The sequence below is a fragment of the Bacillus cereus group sp. Bc061 genome, from assembly GCF_027715825.1.
Lineage (GTDB): Bacteria > Bacillota > Bacilli > Bacillales > Bacillaceae_G > Bacillus_A > Bacillus_A paranthracis.
In genome coordinates, this window is record NZ_JAQFTZ010000015.1 from 1 (window position 1) to 20,488 (window position 20,488).

The window sequence follows — 20,488 nt, forward strand, 5'->3', positions numbered from 1 at the left end:
ACCATTTTCAACATAGCCAGCATCGCCTGTTTTATAGGCGCGCTCACCGTCAATCATAGTAAATGCTTTTTCTGTTAATTCAGGGCTTCCTAAATATCCAACGCTTACGCTAGGACCAACAATTACGATTTCACCTTTTTCACCATCAGGTGCAATCGTGCCATCTTCTTTCATAATAAGAAGGCGACAATCTGATTTACAGTAGCCAACTGGAAGTGATTTGTATTGATCAAGCACTTCTTCTGTAACGTGAATACCTGTTACAGCGACAGTAGCTTCTGTTGGACCATACGTATTCATAATTGTTGCTTTCGGGAAACGCTCAATTAATTTTCTAGCTACTTCATTTGGTAATACTTCACCGCAGAATAAGAATGTTTTCATGTTTGGTAGCATACTCTCAGAGAAAGATGCTTCCATTAAACACATCTCTGCGAAAGATGGTGTGGAAGTCCATACTTGTATATCCGATTGCTCTAAAGAAGCAAACAAGTCTTTTGGACGTGCAATCATATCTTTATCGATTGCCCAAAGTGTACCACCTGTTACTAATGATGGGTAAATATCCATGACAGATAAATCAAATGAGAAAGGTGCTTGGTTTAAGAATACTTGCCCTGTTTGTAAGTTGAAGTCTTCTACAGCCCATTGTGTAAAGCTTACAAGGCAGTTATAAGTAATCTGAACCCCTTTCGGATTACCTGTGCTTCCTGATGTGTAAATAATGTAGAAGTTCTCATCACCTTTTACCGCATGTTCAGGATTTGGAGTGTTCCCTTTATGAGTAAAGAAAATATCTTTTAAGTTGTCTTCACTTACAATGCGAACTGGTAAATCAGTTACAGTTACTGCTGCTGCTGATAAAAGTAATTTCGCACCAGAATTTTCAGCGATACGTTGTACACGATCAGCTGGGATAGATAAATCTACAGGAATATAAGCGTGTCCAGCTTTTACACATCCTAAAAAGTTAATAATCATTTCAGGTTGCATATGGCCATACACCATAATTGGTGAACGATCATCTGGATACTCAGAAGAAATCCAATGTGCTAACGCATCAGAATCTTCCTTTAATTGTTTGTACGTAATTTTCGCATCTCGCCAAACAAAAGCAGTTTGATCAGGCGTTTCAATAGCCCACTTTTCAATTTGTTCTAATAACTTCATAACATTCCCACCCTAGAATTCATTATAAATAAACGGATTTGTATTTGTATCATGAAACCCATATAACCAAAGTAATGCAAATAAAATTGCAAGATAATAAACCGTTTTTACTATCCATTGCGTCAGTGAGTGATTCCATAACTCCTTCAACTTTTTCATAACGTCTCCCTTTGTAAAAATGTTTTTTAGACTATAATCACTAATCAAACACATGGATAGATTAGTTTATAAACGATTGTCATGCCAAAAATTTAAAGGCATATGCTCTTTTTCACTATATGTTTTAAATGTATATCCCTTCTCCTTTAACTGTTTAATAACTTCCGGTAAAGCCTTGACCGATTGAGGATGTATATCATGCATTAATATAATTTCTTTATCTCTCTTTGCCTGTGACACAATATTTTCAACTATTTTAGGTACAGACTGTTCTAATGGAACTTTGTTATACTTCCAATCTAAAGAATCAATTGTCCAATCCCAAACTTTCAGCCCAGCTTCAGCAACTTGATTGCGTAAATCTTGTGTTAATCCTGGTTTAGATCCATATGGTGGTCTACAAAGTATTGGATTCTCATGTATAATTCGTTGAAGAATTTGTTGAACTTGTTTCATTTCAGATAAAAAATTTCCTTGAGTGTATAATTTTTTATAATCATGAGTCATACTATGCAGACCCACATAGTGTCCATATTGTTTTTCACTTTTTATTAAGCTTGGAAATTGTTCCGCGTGTGAGCCAATTACAAAAAATGTCGCTTTTATATTCTCTTGCTTTAAAATGTTTAATACTTCTTGCGTATACTTACTTGGCCCATCATCAAAAGTTAAATATATAACTTTTTTCTCTTGTGTCTCTTCTTCAACTTTCTTATTATTCTTCTCCTGTTTAATTTCTTTTTGCGATTCTTTTTCTTTTCTTAATTGAGCTACCTCATGTTTATTACTGGATTCATGTTTTGCTCTTACACCAGAATTAAAAAAATAGAAAAATGCCAATACACCAATTAAAAGTAATGTTAGAACCATCATGCTTTTTTTAATCATTCAAAATACCTCCATCCTCTCCACATACAGACTGATACCCTATCAATATATGAAAATCGTATTCATTATTATTTTCATTTCAAAAACCACAGATACAAGCTTAACTCTCTCCAACTATCACTTCCTTGAATGTAAGAATATACATTACATATCTGGTCAAATGATTACTAAAAAATTATATTTCAATAGACCTAAATTTTAAAATGAACACAATTGATTACACTCATCACTTTTTATGATGGCTATAATATACATGCTTCAATTCAAATTACAATTACCGATTTTATATAGCGCTTTGTCCAATTTTAAACAAATACATAAGTTTAATTCGATTAAATAAATCCATTTTCGCAGAAGAAAAGTCTCTATTTAGAGATTGGATACACGATATCGTTAAAAAATAACTTTATATACAAATTATAAAATTTTTGATTTTCTTTAAATTCCTAATTCGAAATTAAAAAATCCTATTACTTATATAATATGTAAGCAGTTCTTAATTAAATGCAAAACCTTAAAATTGTCTGTTTTATGGACAGTTTTAACATTGTTGAAATGGATGTCATTTAATTATGATAATTACATAATTAAATTACCCTTACCTATGTAGAATGCAAAAATATTTCACACACACTGGGACTTGCCATAAAGTTCACTTTATGGGGTTAGAATGCCTTCAAACTTTTATACTAATCTAAAATTAAATTGAACAGGAGGTCAAGAAATTTATTGGTTTTAACAATTTAGTTAATGAACCAATAAATATAACCCAACATGCTAATTAAACGTCAACACAACATTCTACAACACTTAGTACATGAAGATAGATGGTTTTCTATGAATGAACTTGCCAACAAGCTCAACTGTTCTGTAAAAACAATTCAAAGAGATATAGTATACTTACAAAAAAATTTACCAGAGAAATGGTTTATTAAAAACAATAAAAATAATGGTGTACGATTATACAAACCTTTTAATTCATCTATTGACAACATAAATTATTTGTATCTTCGTCACACCTTGCTCTTTAAAACACTAGAAATATTAATGGGTACTAACGTAGGATCTAATTCAGTACTAGCAGAAAAATTATATATTCAAAACAAGAAGGTAAAAAAAGTTTTTAAAGACCTAGAATTATATCTAAACAAATACCAATTATCTTTAAAAAGACGTCCTCTACGTATAGCAGGAAATAATATGAAAATTCTTCTCATGTATCACGAACTATATCTAAATGCATATAGTGATGAAGAATGGCCCTTTGAAGATATTAATCGTGAACTTTGCATAGAGTTTTTAAACGAAGTAGAAAAGTTGAAGGGAATAAAATTTTATAAAGAAGCAATAAAAGAAATTTCATTTTTTATTGCCCTATATTTAAAGAGAAAATATAGAGGTTATTCCGTAGCAATAAAACATTGGCAGATAAAAAAAATTAACAAATTAAATGAGTATACACAATTTAAAACTTTGATGGAAAATATTTTTAAAAAATATAATTTCCAACCATCAACAGTAGACATTGCTATTATACTTACAATAATTAATCGCTCAGAATACACTTATAAAAGACCAGATTATATCAAGTCCATGCATTCTGTTACAAAACCTTTGTGTCCATTTGTCCAAAAATTCATTCGAAATTTAGAAAAAAATCTAAAAGTTGAATTGTTAAATGATATAAAGTTTATACAGGCTCTAAATAAAACACTTACTTATTCTGTAAAAACAAATAATTATGTATTTAACAATTATACTAAAAATCATACTTTTATAACTCACATAAAAGAAAATCACTCTTCTATTTTTCAAACTATTAGCAAGGAATTAATAGACTTAAAAATTACATATGATAAACTTAATATTCCTCTTAATATTTCAATACATAATACTATTTTATTGACTATGTATATTGCAACAAAAAAAATGGAACTGAAAAGAAAAAATCCGCAGGTAATTTTACACACCAAGGAAGGAGAATATTGGAAACTCTATTTACAAGCCTTTTTTTCACTTACATTTAAAAAGGCTATTGATTTCTTAGATATAGAACTTGAAAATTTAACGAAATCTCATGCCGAATATTCAAATGTTTCTTGTATAATAACAGATACATTTATTGAATGTAAACATATACCTGTTATCTTTATTTCTTCAATCCCTACTCAACGTAATTTAGAAGAAATAAAGCAGTTCTTATAATATCTTTTTCTCGTTACATAACTATTTGAATCACCTAATATATAAATAGAATTTCCAAATAAGAAAACTACCTAGTTAAATAATATTTTAAATAGGTAATTTTCTTATTTGGATTTTTTAATTACTCTTTTTTATTTTACAAGAGTTACCTAAGTCATTTGAAGTTGTAGTTAACTAATAATTGCGTTATAATCCGCTTGTATATATATAAGCCTTATCCTCTTTTTAAATAATATAAAATAGATTTAAGTACTAGAAATACTTTATTAATTCGAATTACCCTTTAAAAGAGCATAGACTCTTAATAAATATATGGATACCAAACTAACAACTTAAAAAAATTATAATATAAACAAATAAAAATATTATTAACTTAATTCTAATAAATAGAAATTATCAATTATTAGGGGTGCATTTTCAATGACAATGTCTATCAAACAAGTTGCAGAAAAATTAGATATAGCTATACACACTATTCGTTATTATGACAAAATGGGCTTATTCCCATTTATAGAACGTGATAGCAATGGATATCGTTGTTTTACCGAGGATGATTTGTTTTGGATTGAATTAATTACGTGTATGAGGTCTGTAGGGATGCCTATTAAAACATTACAGTACATTGTGGACCTTCACATGGAAGGACCTGAAACACTTCCAAAAAGAAAGGAGATTTTCCTTAATCAAAAAAAGAAATTATTAGCAGATAAAGAAAAAATAGTTCAGGCAATTCATAAAGTAGATGAAAAAATGATCAAGTTAGATTCCTTAAATTAAAAATACATATTAATACTCATAAATCAATTTTATTTCTCTACAAATGTTTTACTCAACCAAAATATAGCCCCCTTTGTTGGGAGCTATATTTTTTATTTACTACTACAAAAGTTTGCAAAAGTATTAATACACATATCCAATAACTAGAACATCACTCATAAGATTTTTCCCTATCTAGAATATATGTGATAATAAATATAAATAATCGCTCGGGATTATTTAAACATAACTATATAATAATGTTCATCACTAAATATTTTTTCCCTTCTTATTATCGAAAGTAAATAACAATATAATAGCTAAAAGTCCTACTAATTAGAAGAGAATAATAACTTTAGTATGTATATAAGTCCATGCATTTAACAAACTTACCAAAAGAAAAATTATAAGAAGCATTAACTTCTTCCATACAAAATAATTCAATATTTTTTACAAATGCTTTCCCTATTTTAAAATCCCATTCTCAGAGAAACTACCCCAAATAATAGTAAACATACTTCCCTCTTAGTATCTGAACAGATTTGTTTGAAGCTGAAAATCCTTTTAGACAAAAGTTTTAGTTTAGAACCTTCCTGTAACTCACACAGTTGGAATATGAACGAATTCCCCTCACACTAAAACTTTTTACAAAAAAACAACAGTAAAAAATTTATTACAAATAAAAATCATTAAAATTGATTGAACTAATCATTTTTTGTGATTTTTATTCATCCTCAAATTTTTATATAATACATCTACAAATTAGATACTCTATATTTGTTCTTATAACATAATCCAGGAGGTGAGAATGATGCCACAACAAATTTATAATGAATGTATTGATTTGCATATTAGAAGAAAAGAAGAAATCTTAGAAATCATATCTCAAGAAGATAGATGGTATCATTTAACGGAATTAAAAAACACTCTAAATTGGTCCAGTAATACCTTAAGAAAAGATATACACATTTTACAAGATCATTTGCCTAATAGCTGGAAAATTAAGACTAAACGAGGCTATGGTATTCGATTAGAAAAACCAACAAATTCTTCAATCGAAGATATAATATATAACATTAGAAATCAATCAAGCTTCTATAAAATATTTTGTCACATACTACATCATAAGAACGTAACACTTACATCATTATCGAGTAAATTCAATTATTCTTACTATACAATTAAATATACATTAAATAAAATTGAAACATTTGTAAAACGGTACAATTTACACTTAACAAAACGTCCTCTACAAATCCAGGGCGAAGAATGGTTAATTAGAAAATGTCTTATTGATTTATATATAAATATATATGGGCAAAATTGGCCGTTCTATTATTATGAAAAAAATCGAATTCATTACTTTATCGAAATATTTGAAAAAACATGGAATATTACTTTTTTTCAAAATGATAAACATCTGTTAGCGTGTATCTTAGCAATAACCATCTCTAGAATCAAAACTAACAATCCGGTTCACATTGATTCTAAAGATTACGATATATTAAGAAATACTTCATACTATAAAACTTGTAAAAAAATCATATCTCCTCTGGAAAAGGAAACAAATATTTCATTTTCTAATGATGAAATATTATATTTTACTATACATTTAATAGGCGCGAAATATTGGGGGGAGAATCACAGCATTTCTAAAAATATTTCACACAGTCAAACCCAAAAAGAAGCGATATGTTTAGACGAAAAAATAATTCGGTTTTTATCTAATCTGGAAAACGACTTACAAATTCCATTATTGAAAAATGCAGAACTAGTTAATCATGTTACAAAGTGTATTCAAAGAGTGTTCTACCTAAGTAACATATACTCATTTAACAAATTTTCATCTTCTTTACAAAATAATTTATACGAAACAAATACTTACTATATCAAAAATAATTTTCCTAATACCTTTTCAAAAGTACAAGATCAATATACATTGTTATTTTCTCAATATAATTTTAAGATTCCAGAAGAGGAAGTAGCAATCATTAGTTTATTAATAGAGTCCGTGAGAGGATATACGGAACAACAACCACTCAAACTATTATTGTATGTTTCTACTGATTCAGGAATACTATTTTACTTAAAATCTTGGTTAAAAAAATACTTTCCTTTTCAATTTGAAATCATAATATTTACAAAATCAATCTCATCTCTAAAGGAATTTTTAAATACCAATCAAATTGCATTAATTATTACAAATACAAACCTTCCTATTCAAAAATCAATACCAGTTATAAAGATCTTTAATTTACCTACCCAGCGCGATTATAGATGTATAACAAACTTTATTGAAAACAACACATTAAGTAGTACATAAAGCTACGCTAAAAAGGTTGTATATCTTTATAGTAAAAATACAACCTTTTTGAAAATTTTTATTTATTAGGTATCACGATGATTTATTACCCTGGTAATGCTCCTTTATCTTCTTATTAAGCTGCCTCTTTTAATATTTATTTAAATCCTGTAGTTCATTATAAAAATTCTAAATAGATACTTTCTTAAAACCCACTCTTAACAGATTCTATAATTAATCATATTAATACAAAAAACAAACTCTTTTTATAAAGAGTTTGTCTTAAAAGTAGTGCAATCTTAACAATGGTTATATATTCTAGATAGTTAAGATTATGGTTTTATAATGCTCTTATAAGGGAATAAGCTTAAATCAAAAAAATCAAATTACCAATACATTCATAAATCAATTTGATTAAAATTTTTTTACTTTGGGGTACCTTTAGTTTCTAAAATAGTAATATTAATCTATTTATTAACCACTGCTCTCTAGATATGTTAGAAAATTGTTAAATGCACTACTTCTAATTTTATTTCTCATCAACCAAGTATAAAACGGTAAATTTGTCTTAAAGGCTGACAAATTTTACATTTCTTTAATATTTCATTGGAAACAACAACCCTCACAAAAATCCTTATTTTTAAGTTTCATACCTTACCTCATCGCTATTTAACAATCTATAATACTATCATTAAACTACCTACAAATTAGTAACACCTACAATCTTACTTGAGGTGGAAGTAGTACAAATTAAGGCAATAACGATAACTAAACAACAATCATTTAATCCTCTTCCCAGTATAATTGTTGGGTCTTTCGATAAATATTATCCCAATTCTCTTTAATCACTTTCATATCTGCATTGATAAAATTCATATTTATATCAGAAGTATCTTTTATATTTTGAATGAGGTTTTTCAGCTTTGCCTCTAAAACCATCCAATTTGTATTCATTGCTTCTAAATGGCTCAATACCCCCTCTGATCCCCCATTAACTCCATTAATATAATTAACACTATCTACAATACGATTTAATAAAAGATTCTCTCCTATAACAGGATAGCCTAGTTTTTCCTCTTCCATATCTATTATAACTTGTATTGAATTGCGATCATTTTGAAGTTGCCTAGAAATAGCACTAACATCATTTCTAAATATTTTAGCAATTGTTAGAAATGATGTAACTCCTTGTTTTTGTATATCAATATCAGATTGAATACTTTCTAATATTTTAAGAATTTTTTCTTTATTTTTATTCTGAATTTGCTGTTGCATGTCATTAAACTTTTGTTGAAAAGTGGCATTATAAGAAAGAATTTGCTTTCTCTTATTTTTCATCTGAGGCGCTATTTCAATATACCATTTTTTCCCTAACCCCCCCATCTCATCTACGTGTTTTGTAACTGAGGTTAAAGTATTTACAGAAATAAGTCTATGTTCTAGGCGTTCATATTGTGCTAACGTATTATAAAATCCGGAACTTAAATCTAGCAATCTGCCAACTTCTAAATTTAATATAGCACCTGGACTCTTTGTTTGTGCTAATACAGACAGTGGTGTGAAAAATAAAAGGGTTATACCAACACACAAACCTAAACGTGAAATAAGATTTTTAAAAAATAACACGCACATCACCGCTTTCTTACCTCAATAATTATCCCCCTGTACACTCTATTATGCACAAGGGGATAGACCAATTTTAATTGCTAAATATTATTTTTGAATTGTAATTTTAGAATATAATGTATCTGCATAGGATTTAATATTTACCCAACTATCTTTCGCTGTTTTCAAGTCTTCCTTAATAAACGCAAGAGAACTTGGTGAAATTTCATCAATATTATCTATTAATGACTTATATTTTGATCCCATTGTTGTCCACTGATCTTTTAATGCTTCTGCTGAATCAATCGCCACATTAATTGTATCTGCAAATGTTTTAGTTTGACCACTCGCAACTTTCAAAGCTGCCACTTGTAAGTCAGTATCTTTTAATTGCATAGTCAATTTTGCGATTTGAGCATTTGCTTCTTTTAATTTATTATTTCCTGTTACGATGAGAGTCACTCCCCCACCAATAGCTCCTGCCGCAACTGTACCTGTAATAGCTGCAAATGGTAATCCAACCCCACTTAAAGTTAATACTACTGTAAGTACTCCAAATCCTGTCCCCATAAGTGTTAAAACGCCACCAGAGGCAATCATTGCAATTGATGCACTAACTTGGGAATTATAGGCATCAATTTGTTGTTTTAGGGATGGCAATATAGCATTTTTTCCTTCTAGGTTTGTAACTATTTGATTTGTCTTACTTTGGAATTCATTCGTGTCTTTAATTAACTTATTACGAAAGTCCTTCAAATTTTCTACTAATTGATCTACTTTCTTTTTATTCTCTTGTACACTATTATATAAACGTTCAACCCCTTGTTTTGTAGTTTCTTTATCTTTTGCATCTACGGCGTCCACAATAGTTTGATAGTAATTATCAAATTTTGCTCCATAATTAACAATACCTTGGTTTACATTAATTAATTCTGGCTTTAAAACATCTACCCAATGTGTCGCATTACCCTGCGCTATTTTTTGAGTATTTATAACGGCATCTACTAGATCTTTATCTTTCTGTTCTTTAAATAAAGTTTTATCTAGTTTAATTTGAGGGGACTTTAATAAAGTTAGGGCATAAGCATCTAACACTATTACATGTGAACCTGTTTCTTCCAATGCCTTTTTTAGCCCCTCTGGTCCCAGGTATTTGTCGGGTAGATTCGGTTGTTTTTCCGTTTTCATCGTAACTTCTTTTGTTTCAGCCGCAAACGCGTAGGATGGCATAATACTTGCTGTAGATAAAGTTGCTATCAGTGCAGCACATGTCATTAATTTAACAGGTATTTTCTTCATAAATATCCCCCTTTTTAATAGTTAAATAATGTTAATAATGATTCGAAACATTCTCTATTGATAAGCAATATCCGTAATTACTTTCTCTTGTTGCTTAGCTTGAACAGCCAAACCATCTACCCTCTTTTTAATCTGCACTAAATTACTTTTTAAAACAGAACTATCTGGGTTAATTTTATTTACATTCTGTTGCAGTTCGGTAAAATTATTTTTTAATTCATACCAATTATCGTCAAATCCCTCTAGACTTTCCTTACCTTTTGTTACAGTATCTTTAAATGTATTTACTTGTCCTACTAAAAGAGTTAAAGCCGCTGCATCCGCTTTGGCATTCTCTAATTTCTGCGTAATTTCTTGTAACTCTTTACGTTTCTCCTCTAATTTTTTAGCTGCAAATCCGACTGTAACACCACCACCTATAAGTCCACCTGTTCCCCCAACAATTCCACCTAATGCAGGCGCTATACTACCTAGCGTTGGCACAACAACTGCAGCACCAACACCACCTGTTGCTACAGTTGTTGTGAATAAAACAATAGTTCCAAAAACAATAGCTCCAATTCCCGCTACCATACCAATAGTTCCGCCTACAATTACTCCGATTTGAGATGTGATATCACTATTTAATGTCTCAATTTGCTTGACTAATTGTTCTACTTCCCCATTTTTATTTGCCAAAGATGTTTTTGCTGTTTCAGCTAAACTTATAAAATTTTGTGCATCAACATTAAAGTTTTGTTGAAACTTCTGTAAACCAGATGACATTTTTTGAATTTCATTTTGATGATTATTCAAACACTCTTGTAATTTTGTAATACCAATAATAAATTCTTGCTTAGCTTGATTATCTGTTTCTACTTTGTAAGATAATTCAATTAACTTATTATAATAATTTTGAAATTTTTGCTGGAATGAAACAAATTGCTGGTTTGCAGCAATAAAACTAGGTTGAACTGTATCCAACCAATAGCGGGCATGTTGCTTCGCCTTTTCTTGATACAACCCCAAGTTTGGCATAGCCTCAATTGCTACTGTAGGTTGTTTTAATAAAGTTAATGCATATGTCTTTAATAAAACACTCTGTGTTCCTAAGTTTTGTAGTGTTGATGAAACCACAACATTACCTGTATTTACGCCTTGGTTATCCACTTGTTTTTTTTCAGCTGCACTTGCTGGTAATGGTAATACTTGACTAGCCATAATAGTTGTAATAATACAACCTGTAACTATTGGTAATCTTTTCATTCATACCTCCCCTTCCAATTCTCTAATAACTAAATTGTCACTAAGTAAGAAAAAATCATAATGGATCTCTACCTTACCTATAAATTGCCCTCGATAAAATGCTTCAAAGTAAACTATTAAAAGGCAAATTCACATTAATAAATGTACAATAAATAATGCATTTCAATTATCGATTTAATAGCTTGACAAATCCTTTTTTTGAATTTTTGCACTCCTTATACAACAGATCCGCTATTGGCAATTCGCATTAAACTATCGGCCTTATAAAAGAAAAAATCATTTAAAAAATAGGTAAAGCTTAAAACCTCGAGCTTCTTTTTACAAAACATTTCAATTTATAGGGGTAAAAAGTAAAGGGAATGAATAAAATAAACAAGAATACAAATTGTACATAGTGTACATAATGTACACTATGTACAATTTTGGGTTTTAAGTTTATACTGGAGGTGAAAGGGGAGATGATTATGCAAGCTGTTCTTAACGCTACCGATGTTCGTAAAAACTGGAGCGAATTTATTGATGGTGTAGTTCAACAAAATAAGCCTCAATTTGTTTCTAGAAACAATAAAGAACCATTTTTAAGTCTCAATATTCACCAGGCCAAAATGGTCTTTTCTACTTACACTTTCACTTTGAAATATGTATTGGAAGATGATGATTCAATCACAGCAGAATTAAAAGATTTCGATTTATTCGTTAACTCAGAATCAAAAGAAGCGGCTATTCGTGATTTAGCTATTGAATTAATTGAATATGCACAAGATTACTCTGATAACATCCAACTATACTACAATGCCCCAAACCGTCGTGAACACTTTCCGTTTATTATGAACGTTTTATTACAAGATGATTTAGACGGAGTTATACGCTTAATACATGCCGACATTTAAAGAACTAAAACGGTTTTGTGAAAAAGATGGATGGGAATGCTATAAAGACACTGATCACTATTTCTATAGAAAGATTATGCCAGACGGGACAATTAAACGTACAAAAGTTAGTAAAGGCACTGGGGAGATTAAACATCATTTATGGAGAAAAATTTTAAAACAACAACTACAAGTTTCTTTGGAATATTTCAATGACCATATTTAAAAGGAGTGTTGGAACCCCTTTATGCTATTCAACGCTCTAATATTTTATTAAAAGAAAATAATAAAATATAATAGAAATTAGAATAATAGCCCTTCACTTGATTCTTTTTGGTCAAGCGAAGGGCTATTGCTCTTTATTTTCACAAAATACTATGAGATATTCCTGCATTTGAACATAATTCAACTCTTGAGATTGAGCTTATCAATAGTCATGTTGTTCTTCCGCATCCACAAACTTCACTTTATAATTGAGCATCTTACTTTATATAATTTTACACCAATACTTGTTAATTTGTTTTTTCTTACAATAAAAAATCTTGTTAAATATACTTTTTAAAACCCAGCGAAAAATTTCACTTCTATAATTACAATTATGTGTTTTATTAATATAATTACAGAGGTGTCGAAAATGTCCGAAAAAACAAAAATGTTAAATGGAGAATTTTATACAGATGATTATGAACTTATCAGTAATCGCAATAAAGCTCGTGAGCTAACTACGAAATATAATACATCCACTCCTACAGAACTAACTTTGCGAAATAATATCCTTGAAAAATTGTTTAAGAGTTTAGGAAAAAATGCTTATATTGAACCTCCATTTATTTGTGACTATGGATCACAAATAGAATGGGGAGAAAATTCTTATGCAAATTTTAATTGTGTAATTTTGGATAGTGCATCTGTCAAGATTGGAAATAATGTTATGTTAGGACCTAACGTAAATATTTATACAGCTACCCACTCTATTTATCCTTCTTTACGAAATGATATTCAAAAAGAGGGGCTCGAATCATTAATAACTTATGCAAAACCAGTGGTAATAGAAGATGGAGTCTGGATAGGTGGAAGTAGCATAATACTACCAGGAATAAAAATAGGAGCAAATAGTGTAATTGGAGCAGGTAGTGTAGTTACAAAAGATATCCCTGCAAATGTTGTTGCAGTTGGAAATCCATGTAAAGTCATAAAATCTATAAACGAAAAACACGTGGTTATTAAATGAAAAGAGGGGCTTGGTTCGGTTTATTAGGAGGAATCACTTGGGCAATAGATACCATATTAATTGGTATTGTTTTATCATCACAACTAATGATTGAAAATACAAGCATCATATTCCTAGCTCCACTAATTAGTACATTTTTACATGATTTTTTGTCAAGTATTTGGATAATGTTATTTTTAACAGTCAAAGGAAACCTGATACTTACTTTCTCTAAAATAAAAACTAGCAGTGGTCTATTTGTTATGTTGGGAGCTATTTTGGGCGGACCTATTGGAATGACTTTTTATGTATTAGGGGTCCAATATTTAGGAGCTTCATACACAGCAGCTATTTCAGCAATTTGTCCTGCAACAGGTGCATTTTTTGCATTTGTTTTTTTGAAAGAACGTTTGAGATTTCTAAATTGGATAGGTTTAACTATCAGTATTATTTTCATTATAGTCTTAGGACTATCTAACAATAATGGAGATTCAAAAGGTAGTTTAATGGGCTTTCTTTTTGTTTGCATTTGTGTAATTTCATGGAGTTTAGAAGGGGTCATTTACGCATATGGAGTAAAAAATAATGAACTGACAGCAGAAGAAGCTCTTCTAGGGGTACGGCAACGATTTCTTCTTTTTGGAGCCACTTACAAAACTAAAATAAGAATCTGTACCAAAAAGATTTTTTTGGTACAGATTCTTATGTTGAAATATTAGTTTTTATTATTAATATAAAATGAACATACAAAAATCAATATAAAAGCACCTAAAGACATTTGAGGGATAGTTAAAAATCCCATATATACGGTCTGAATCGATGAGCAATCATTACTTGTAAAACTACAAAAAGTACTTTTTATAGCGAAATACTGTATGATACATTGATACAAAGCAATTATCATACCACAGAACGATAAAACACGAATATAATACTTGATATTATCATCCTTTTTTATCATTGCAATAATAATTAAAAATATTAATGGATACATGAATATTCTTTGATACCAACATAGGTTACAAGGAGTAAAACCCAAAATTTCACTGAAATAAAGACTTCCACAAGTAGCAATAAGAGAAATAAACAAACATAATCTAAGTATTTGAATAACCTCCCTTATATTTTTTTGTTGATATGAGTAGTTATTGTTTTGACTGTACGTAAAAATTTATTTCTAGCCTCTGTTGATTGAAGTTCATCAAATAACGTAAATGCGCCTTCCCAATCATCTATAGAACAATATAACTCTATTAACAATGCCTTAATGTGATCTTTTGATGAATCAATAAAACTATATTTGTTATTTTCGAGTTCACTCAATTTTAGCGCATCTAACAATTTTCCCGTTTTTAATCGAATATCATAAAATAAAATAAGTGACCTATAGTAATTCACATCAGAACAAAGCGGCTGTAGTTCTTCTAATAAATCAAGATATTCATTTAACTTTCGGATTTGTCTCTTTTGAAATAAAATATTACATAATAATAATATTGCTTCAGCTTGATATCTCTTATATGTACTTTGCTTATATAAATCAATTGCTTTTATTAAATTTGTTTCAATTATATGCATGTCTTCATTCGCATAGTGTAATTCTTTAGCATAAAAATATAACCATTTTGGATTAGTGGGTTCATCTTCCATCATTTGTCTTGTTAGTTTTATATTTCTATCATTTTTTTCGGACAGATTAATCACTTCAGGATCATACCCATCATGGCGAATCATGATATCCACTGTAATATTTTGTGGAATACTACCATCAGCATTTATAGGCTCTTCATGAACTTTTCCTTTGAATTGAATCCCTTTTTTTACAGAAAACATTTTTCTATTGTCAGTATATACATGGCCAATATGTTCTTTTATCATCGGACTAATTATACAATCTATAGAAAGAAATTGAATCAATTTGGCTACTCTTTTAAATTTATTCGTACTATCGACGCAATAGTTATCAGCATCTATATAATAAATCCACTCTGAACTTGTTAAACTTATAAGTTTATTTCTGTGAAAGGAAAAATCATCAATCCAAGGCTCATATACAACTTTAACCATTGGAAAATATCGGTTAATGATCTTTGTAGTATTATCTGTTGAATGAGAATCCAATACAAGAATTTCATCAAATTGATTTCCAAGGCTATCTAAACATCTTTTAATACATCTCTCTTCATTATAAGTAAGTATTCCACAAGTAATTGAAGGATACGGTGCCTTTTCATATTGAAAAACTAGTTCATTTAAATTTTGACTGTTGCTTAAACCTACCCAATTAATATAGTTATATTGTTCATTTCCTTGTATTAAACTTAAATCTTTTAATAAAGAAGAATGTGGGTGCGAATGTTCTAATCTAGTTACTAAGTCGTTTAATGTTTCCACTATATAACCCCTTTTAAATTATTTCATATATTTTTGTACAAATGTATTCAGTTCCTCTGTGGAATGGAAGCCCTCCAAGCGATCTAGCTCTTTTCCATCTTTGTAGTATAATAAGGTAGGTGATTTATTAAGTTTATTCTGTTCAAAAAAATCTCCATCCAAATTACTTGGTTCTTCAGCATTCAAAGCAAAAATCTCTGCCTTTTCCTGTTTGATTACTTTATTCATTGATGGCTTCATTTCTTGACATACACCACAAGAAGTTTTATAAACATACATAAAATAAGAGTTTTGAGAACTTATTTTTTGTTTATATTCTTTTAAACTTACATTTTTATAGTCTGGTTTTTCTAAAGTATTTGAATTGATAACGATAAATACAACGGCAGCTGTTAAAACAAGTGTAACTAAAGTGAAAATCCATTTTTTCATCCTTCATCCTCCTTAAAATACTAATTCCTATTAATTTTTATGCATCATTACTGGACATACAATAATGTCTCACTAACAGTCCCCCCTTTATAATTCCAACTTTTAAGGGGAGACTGTAAATAAAAACTTACAGTTATCATATTAAATGAAAATGTGATTTTATTAATGATCACATTTTTACTGGATACTTTATTCAACCACCATAGCACCTTTAAGATTGCTTACTTCTGTTATTTTATTATTATCTAATTTGAATTTCCTATCATACGATATAACATTTTCGGGATTGTGTGTTATGAAGATAAGCATGCAATTTATACTCATTAAATTAGACTGAATTTGCTTAAAGTTATCTATATCTACATTACTTAAAGATTCATCTAAAATAAGTATATTGGGTCTATGTAAAATGGCCCTAGCCATTGCTAACCTTTGTTTCTGGCCTGTAGATAGGTTAGCAGCATTCTCATTCAAATGAAAATCCAATTGATTTGGTAATGAATAAATAAACTCATGAACATTAGCCACTTTACAAGCTTGCATAATTTCTACATCACTAAAATCTTCTCCCATACATAAATTTTCTCTGATTGAATCTTTAAATAAAAATGGGTGTTCATTTAAATAGACAATGTTTTTTCTAATAGTATCTTCACTGATATTATTGATATCTACTCCATTAAGAAAAATTGTATTATTTTCTACTTTGTAAAGTTTAGTTAATGTTTTTGCGAATGTGCTTTTCCCTGTACCACTTTCGCCAATAATCAATATTTTTTCATTTTCATTTAATATAAGGTTCGCTCCCTCAATAATATTTCGGAAAGTGTCAAAACTAAAATTCAGATTTTGTATTTCAATATGTTTGATTTTTGATTCCTGTTCTTGTTGTTTTTCAGGATGAACAGGATATTGTAAAATATCCAAAAAACGATTTCCTGCTACAAAAGCTTTTTGCAATTGTGATTGTAATCCAATAAGTCCTTCTAAGGAACCCATTAAAAACATTAATAAGGAATTAATGAAAAGTAATTCTCCTAAAGTCATAGCATCAGACATAATTTGTTGTGCACCAACCCACAATATTAATACGGTAGAAGAACTTTGGATCATTTTTTTTAGTGCCCCATTGTTATTGGCTGCATACTGCTCTTTTAGAATTGCTTTTAATTGACTTTTAAATACGGTATTAAAGCTATTTAAAAAGTATAGTTTTTTATTTAGTGCATATATTGTAGGCATATTTTTTATAAATTGAACTAGAAATGAATTTGTATTTGCCTTTGTTTCCATTACAGTTCTATTTCGTTTACTTAAAAGGTCATAAAAAAGTACTGTTAAACATATTAGCAATAATAGTGGAATTAGAGTAGTAAGAAATAATGTAGTGTTCACTCGATATAGTACAGAACCAATTCCAATTATAATTATTAAATCTAATATTCCTGATATGACACTTGTGCTCACAATATTTCTAATATAAGATGCATCATTAAAACGAGAGATAATGTCCCCTGATTCTCTATTTTCAAAAAATCGGATGGGTAACTTAACAATATGGTTAAAGTAGTCTTTAGATATATTGTTATCGATATTATTTGCCATTTTAACAATAAATAAGGACCGGAAGTAATCAAAACATATCGATATTATAAATACCCCTAACATAGATAGCCCCCAAACAAATAGGTAATATTCTAAATGTCTAGGAAGTATCTCATCAACAAGGAATTGAATACAAAAAGAACTTGCAACTGAAAGAAATACAAATAATATAGACAAAATAAATACAATACCTAGCTGGAGAATATTTTTCTTCACAAGTTTTTTGACAAAATCTATTTTGGTATTAATTATCTGTGCAGGTTTATGAAATTCCGAACATGGTTCAATCATTAATAAAACCCCTGAAAAAGATTTTGAAAAGTGATCCATTTTAATTGCTGTAATTTGTTTATTTTTTGGGTCACTTATTATAAGCTTCCCTCGTTTCTTCTTGTAAATAACAATATAGTGCCCCTCATTATTTTCATTTACCAAAGCTATACAAGGTGTGCTTATGTTATCAAACACTATATCTAATCTGTTCTTATCTACCTCAACAGGTTTATAAGTTAAAAACTCAAAATTTCTAAGTACAGACAAAAGATCTTTTAAGTTATACCCCTTTTTAACTACTGTGAAATCTGTTAAATAATTGATACCATAGTTATATCCATAAAATTTCAAGATTGAAGATATACAAGCCAATCCACAATCATATTCGCCGTGTTGTTTTGTATGTATATATTTCATATATTTATCGCTTCCTTAGATTGTTGATTTCGTGAAAATAAAGAAAAAATCTCGTTATACAACGAAATTTTTTCTTTATTTTCTGAAGATTATTAACAGTATTTTCTTGCTAATTCACAATTATTTTGAGTTGAACCGCATCCACCATAACCACCAAGCCATTCACTACCTCCTGAATAACACAGTGCTTTAAAGTATGCACATTGAGCAGTTCCGATACCGCTACCGCGACCAGCGCCGCCACCATCATGTTGATGCATATAATTTACTCCATCATGTCCACCTTCAAAAGTCTCTAATTCTTCCAAGTTTAATTCTTTGATTAAGTCTTTCATAATTATTCCTCCATATAAATTGATTTATTGTTGTTACATTTCGAATTATATAACTATAATTAATATTCTTTCAATTGCTTTCTGTAAAAAATATACATAATATGCAAAATTGCATATTATGTATATTCGATTTAAAATTCTATGAATTTTCTGATATAATAATTGATATTAGATAATAAAGGAGTCCTACAATGCAAAATATATTAGACCAAGCCAAGACAATATTATCTTCAGATGAAAAAGTTCTAGATTTTTTACATGGATCTTTAGACGTTTTTGAATTTAGGCATCCTGTACGCCCTGGAGTATTAATTGCTACAAATAAAAGATTATTCTTTTACGGCCCTGATTTAGTTGGTGATGCATGGGTTAATGAATATTTTTATGAAAATATATCAAAGCTGAAGGAGAAAAAGAATTTATTTGGTGTACCTAGTATACTTTTTTGGAATAAAAACGAAAGAGTAGGCATCAAAAATATTCAAAGCAAAAATCTTAATGAATTTGTACAGATAATTAGAGAGAAAATAACCAATGAATAAATAGACTCTACAATTTAATCTTGTCAATAAAAATCCAATTTCTCAAAAATGTAGAAATTGGATTTTTTAATTCCTCTAAATTTTTATGTATCATAACTTTCAAGTTTTGACCCCTAATTTAAGATTCAGTAAAATAAGGGTGTTGACTAGTATCATAACTTATAGTCATAAGTGAAATGAAAAAGAGGTGCATTTTCGTGAAGTATGGTTATGCAAGAGTATCTACTTTGAATCAAGATTTAGAAAACCAAATAGCAACATTAGAGAAAGAAAATTGTGATTTTATTTATTCTGAAAAATATACTGGAACAAAAACAGATCGGCCAGAATTTCAAAAGTTATTGGCCAACTTAAAAGAGGGAGATACTTTAATTGTTACGAAATTGGATCGTTTTGCACGATCGACAGTAGACGGGATTCATACAATTAAGAATCTATTTGAAAAAGGAGTAAAGGTGCATATTTTAAATATGGGCTTAGTTGAAAATACTCCAACTGGAAGACTTATTTTTAACATTATGAGTGCATTTGCAGAATTTGAACGTGATATGATTGTCGAAAGAACGCAAGAGGGAAAAGCACTTGCTAAATTACGGGCGGACTTTAGGGAAGGGCGACCTAAAAAATATCAAAAAAAACAAATCGAACACGCCTTATCTCTTCTCAATCATCATTCTTATAAAGAAGTAGAAGAAAAGACTGGTATTTCGAAAAGTACACTTACAAGAGCTAAGCGACAATTGAAAAAAGAGCAAGATACTTAAATTAAATTATATTTTTAA

20 protein-coding genes are annotated in these 20,488 nt (G+C 29.4%); 9 read left to right on the plus strand and 11 right to left on the minus strand.

Annotated features, from left to right (window positions below):
• The 3 genes from dltA to PDQ40_RS26095 all read right to left on the minus strand — a co-directional run.
• Positions 1-1,170 (minus strand): D-alanine--poly(phosphoribitol) ligase subunit DltA (gene dltA, locus PDQ40_RS26085; protein WP_270691741.1); only part of this gene is annotated, 1,170 nt, incomplete at its 3' end.
• A gap of 12 nt (positions 1,171-1,182) precedes the next feature.
• Positions 1,183-1,329, minus strand: a complete 147-nt coding sequence (locus PDQ40_RS26090; RefSeq protein WP_242227993.1) for a teichoic acid D-Ala incorporation-associated protein DltX — start codon at positions 1,327-1,329, stop codon at positions 1,183-1,185.
• Positions 1,330-1,395: 66 nt separating this feature from the next.
• Complete coding sequence (locus tag PDQ40_RS26095; RefSeq protein WP_242227992.1) at positions 1,396-2,217, minus strand: polysaccharide deacetylase family protein; 822 nt, start codon at positions 2,215-2,217, stop codon at positions 1,396-1,398.
• 774 nt (positions 2,218-2,991) lie between these two features.
• Here PDQ40_RS26095 and PDQ40_RS26100 point away from each other — a divergent pair.
• The 3 genes from PDQ40_RS26100 to PDQ40_RS26110 all read left to right on the plus strand — a co-directional run bounded on the left by PDQ40_RS26100 (position 2,992) and on the right by PDQ40_RS26110 (position 7,501).
• Positions 2,992-4,422, plus strand: coding sequence for a helix-turn-helix domain-containing protein (locus tag PDQ40_RS26100; protein WP_270691742.1), 1,431 nt, complete (start codon positions 2,992-2,994; stop codon positions 4,420-4,422).
• 420 nt (positions 4,423-4,842) lie between these two features.
• Entirely contained in the window at positions 4,843-5,199 is a 357-nt protein-coding gene (locus tag PDQ40_RS26105; RefSeq protein ID WP_078438729.1) for a MerR family transcriptional regulator, read from the plus strand.
• Between the two features lie 790 nt (positions 5,200-5,989).
• Positions 5,990-7,501, plus strand: a complete 1,512-nt coding sequence (locus tag PDQ40_RS26110) for a BglG family transcription antiterminator (RefSeq protein WP_270691743.1) — start codon at positions 5,990-5,992, stop codon at positions 7,499-7,501.
• Positions 7,502-8,263: 762 nt separating this feature from the next.
• On the opposite strand, the gene PDQ40_RS26115 is transcribed toward PDQ40_RS26110, so the two are convergent.
• The 3 genes from PDQ40_RS26115 to PDQ40_RS26125 all read right to left on the minus strand — a co-directional run bounded on the left by PDQ40_RS26115 (position 8,264) and on the right by PDQ40_RS26125 (position 11,629).
• On the minus strand, positions 8,264-9,112 hold the full coding sequence (locus PDQ40_RS26115) for an HBL/NHE enterotoxin family protein (RefSeq protein ID WP_242227997.1): 849 nt from the start codon (positions 9,110-9,112) through the stop codon (positions 8,264-8,266).
• 81 nt (positions 9,113-9,193) lie between these two features.
• The gene (locus PDQ40_RS26120) at positions 9,194-10,384 is read right to left on the minus strand and encodes an HBL/NHE enterotoxin family protein (protein WP_242227989.1); all 1,191 of its coding nucleotides are present in this window, start codon (positions 10,382-10,384) and stop codon (positions 9,194-9,196) included.
• Between the two features lie 54 nt (positions 10,385-10,438).
• Positions 10,439-11,629, minus strand: a complete 1,191-nt coding sequence (locus PDQ40_RS26125; protein ID WP_242227988.1) for an HBL/NHE enterotoxin family protein — start codon at positions 11,627-11,629, stop codon at positions 10,439-10,441.
• Between the two features lie 446 nt (positions 11,630-12,075).
• On the opposite strand from PDQ40_RS26125, the gene PDQ40_RS26130 reads away from it, so the two are divergent.
• The 4 genes from PDQ40_RS26130 to PDQ40_RS26145 all read left to right on the plus strand — a co-directional run bounded on the left by PDQ40_RS26130 (position 12,076) and on the right by PDQ40_RS26145 (position 14,427).
• Positions 12,076-12,519: a hypothetical protein gene (locus PDQ40_RS26130; protein ID WP_198951748.1), complete on the plus strand. Its 444-nt coding sequence runs from the start codon at positions 12,076-12,078 to the stop codon at positions 12,517-12,519.
• Positions 12,506-12,724 carry a hypothetical protein gene (locus PDQ40_RS26135; protein ID WP_086420025.1) on the plus strand — a complete coding sequence of 73 codons (219 nt, stop codon included), beginning with the start codon at positions 12,506-12,508 and terminating at the stop codon, positions 12,722-12,724. The genes PDQ40_RS26130 and PDQ40_RS26135 overlap by 14 nt, the downstream gene beginning before the upstream one ends.
• Positions 12,725-13,132: 408 nt before the next feature.
• Positions 13,133-13,729, plus strand: coding sequence for a sugar O-acetyltransferase (locus PDQ40_RS26140; protein WP_242227987.1), 597 nt, complete (start codon positions 13,133-13,135; stop codon positions 13,727-13,729).
• Positions 13,726-14,427, plus strand: a complete 702-nt coding sequence (locus tag PDQ40_RS26145; RefSeq protein ID WP_242227986.1) for a DMT family transporter — start codon at positions 13,726-13,728, stop codon at positions 14,425-14,427. The genes PDQ40_RS26140 and PDQ40_RS26145 overlap by 4 nt, the downstream gene beginning before the upstream one ends.
• Here PDQ40_RS26145 and PDQ40_RS26150 read toward each other — a convergent pair.
• The 5 genes from PDQ40_RS26150 to sunA form a co-directional block, all read right to left on the minus strand.
• Positions 14,424-14,798 carry a disulfide bond formation protein B gene (locus PDQ40_RS26150; RefSeq protein WP_225991074.1) on the minus strand — a complete coding sequence of 125 codons (375 nt, stop codon included), beginning with the start codon at positions 14,796-14,798 and terminating at the stop codon, positions 14,424-14,426. The two genes, PDQ40_RS26145 and PDQ40_RS26150, sit on opposite strands and share 4 nt — an antisense overlap.
• Before the next feature lie 29 nt (positions 14,799-14,827).
• On the minus strand, positions 14,828-16,102 hold the full coding sequence (locus PDQ40_RS26155; RefSeq protein WP_048533119.1) for a SunS family peptide S-glycosyltransferase: 1,275 nt from the start codon (positions 16,100-16,102) through the stop codon (positions 14,828-14,830).
• 18 nt (positions 16,103-16,120) lie between these two features.
• Positions 16,121-16,534 (minus strand): thioredoxin family protein, encoded by a 414-nt coding sequence (locus tag PDQ40_RS26160; protein ID WP_046648572.1) that lies wholly within the window; start codon positions 16,532-16,534, stop codon positions 16,121-16,123.
• A gap of 189 nt (positions 16,535-16,723) precedes the next feature.
• Positions 16,724-18,829 carry a peptidase domain-containing ABC transporter gene (locus tag PDQ40_RS26165; RefSeq protein WP_046648584.1) on the minus strand — a complete coding sequence of 702 codons (2,106 nt, stop codon included), beginning with the start codon at positions 18,827-18,829 and terminating at the stop codon, positions 16,724-16,726.
• Between the two features lie 92 nt (positions 18,830-18,921).
• Complete coding sequence (gene sunA / locus PDQ40_RS26170) at positions 18,922-19,164, minus strand: sublancin family glycopeptide (protein WP_046648574.1); 243 nt, start codon at positions 19,162-19,164, stop codon at positions 18,922-18,924.
• Positions 19,165-19,355: 191 nt separating this feature from the next.
• On the opposite strand from sunA, the gene PDQ40_RS26175 reads away from it, so the two are divergent.
• Together PDQ40_RS26175 and PDQ40_RS26180 are read left to right on the plus strand one after the other, a co-directional pair.
• Positions 19,356-19,706: a PH domain-containing protein gene (locus PDQ40_RS26175; protein WP_046648576.1), complete on the plus strand. Its 351-nt coding sequence runs from the start codon at positions 19,356-19,358 to the stop codon at positions 19,704-19,706.
• A gap of 197 nt (positions 19,707-19,903) precedes the next feature.
• A complete protein-coding gene (locus PDQ40_RS26180) occupies positions 19,904-20,470 on the plus strand; it encodes a recombinase family protein (protein ID WP_046648578.1) in 567 nt (188 codons plus the stop codon).
• Positions 20,471-20,488 lie beyond the last annotated feature (18 nt).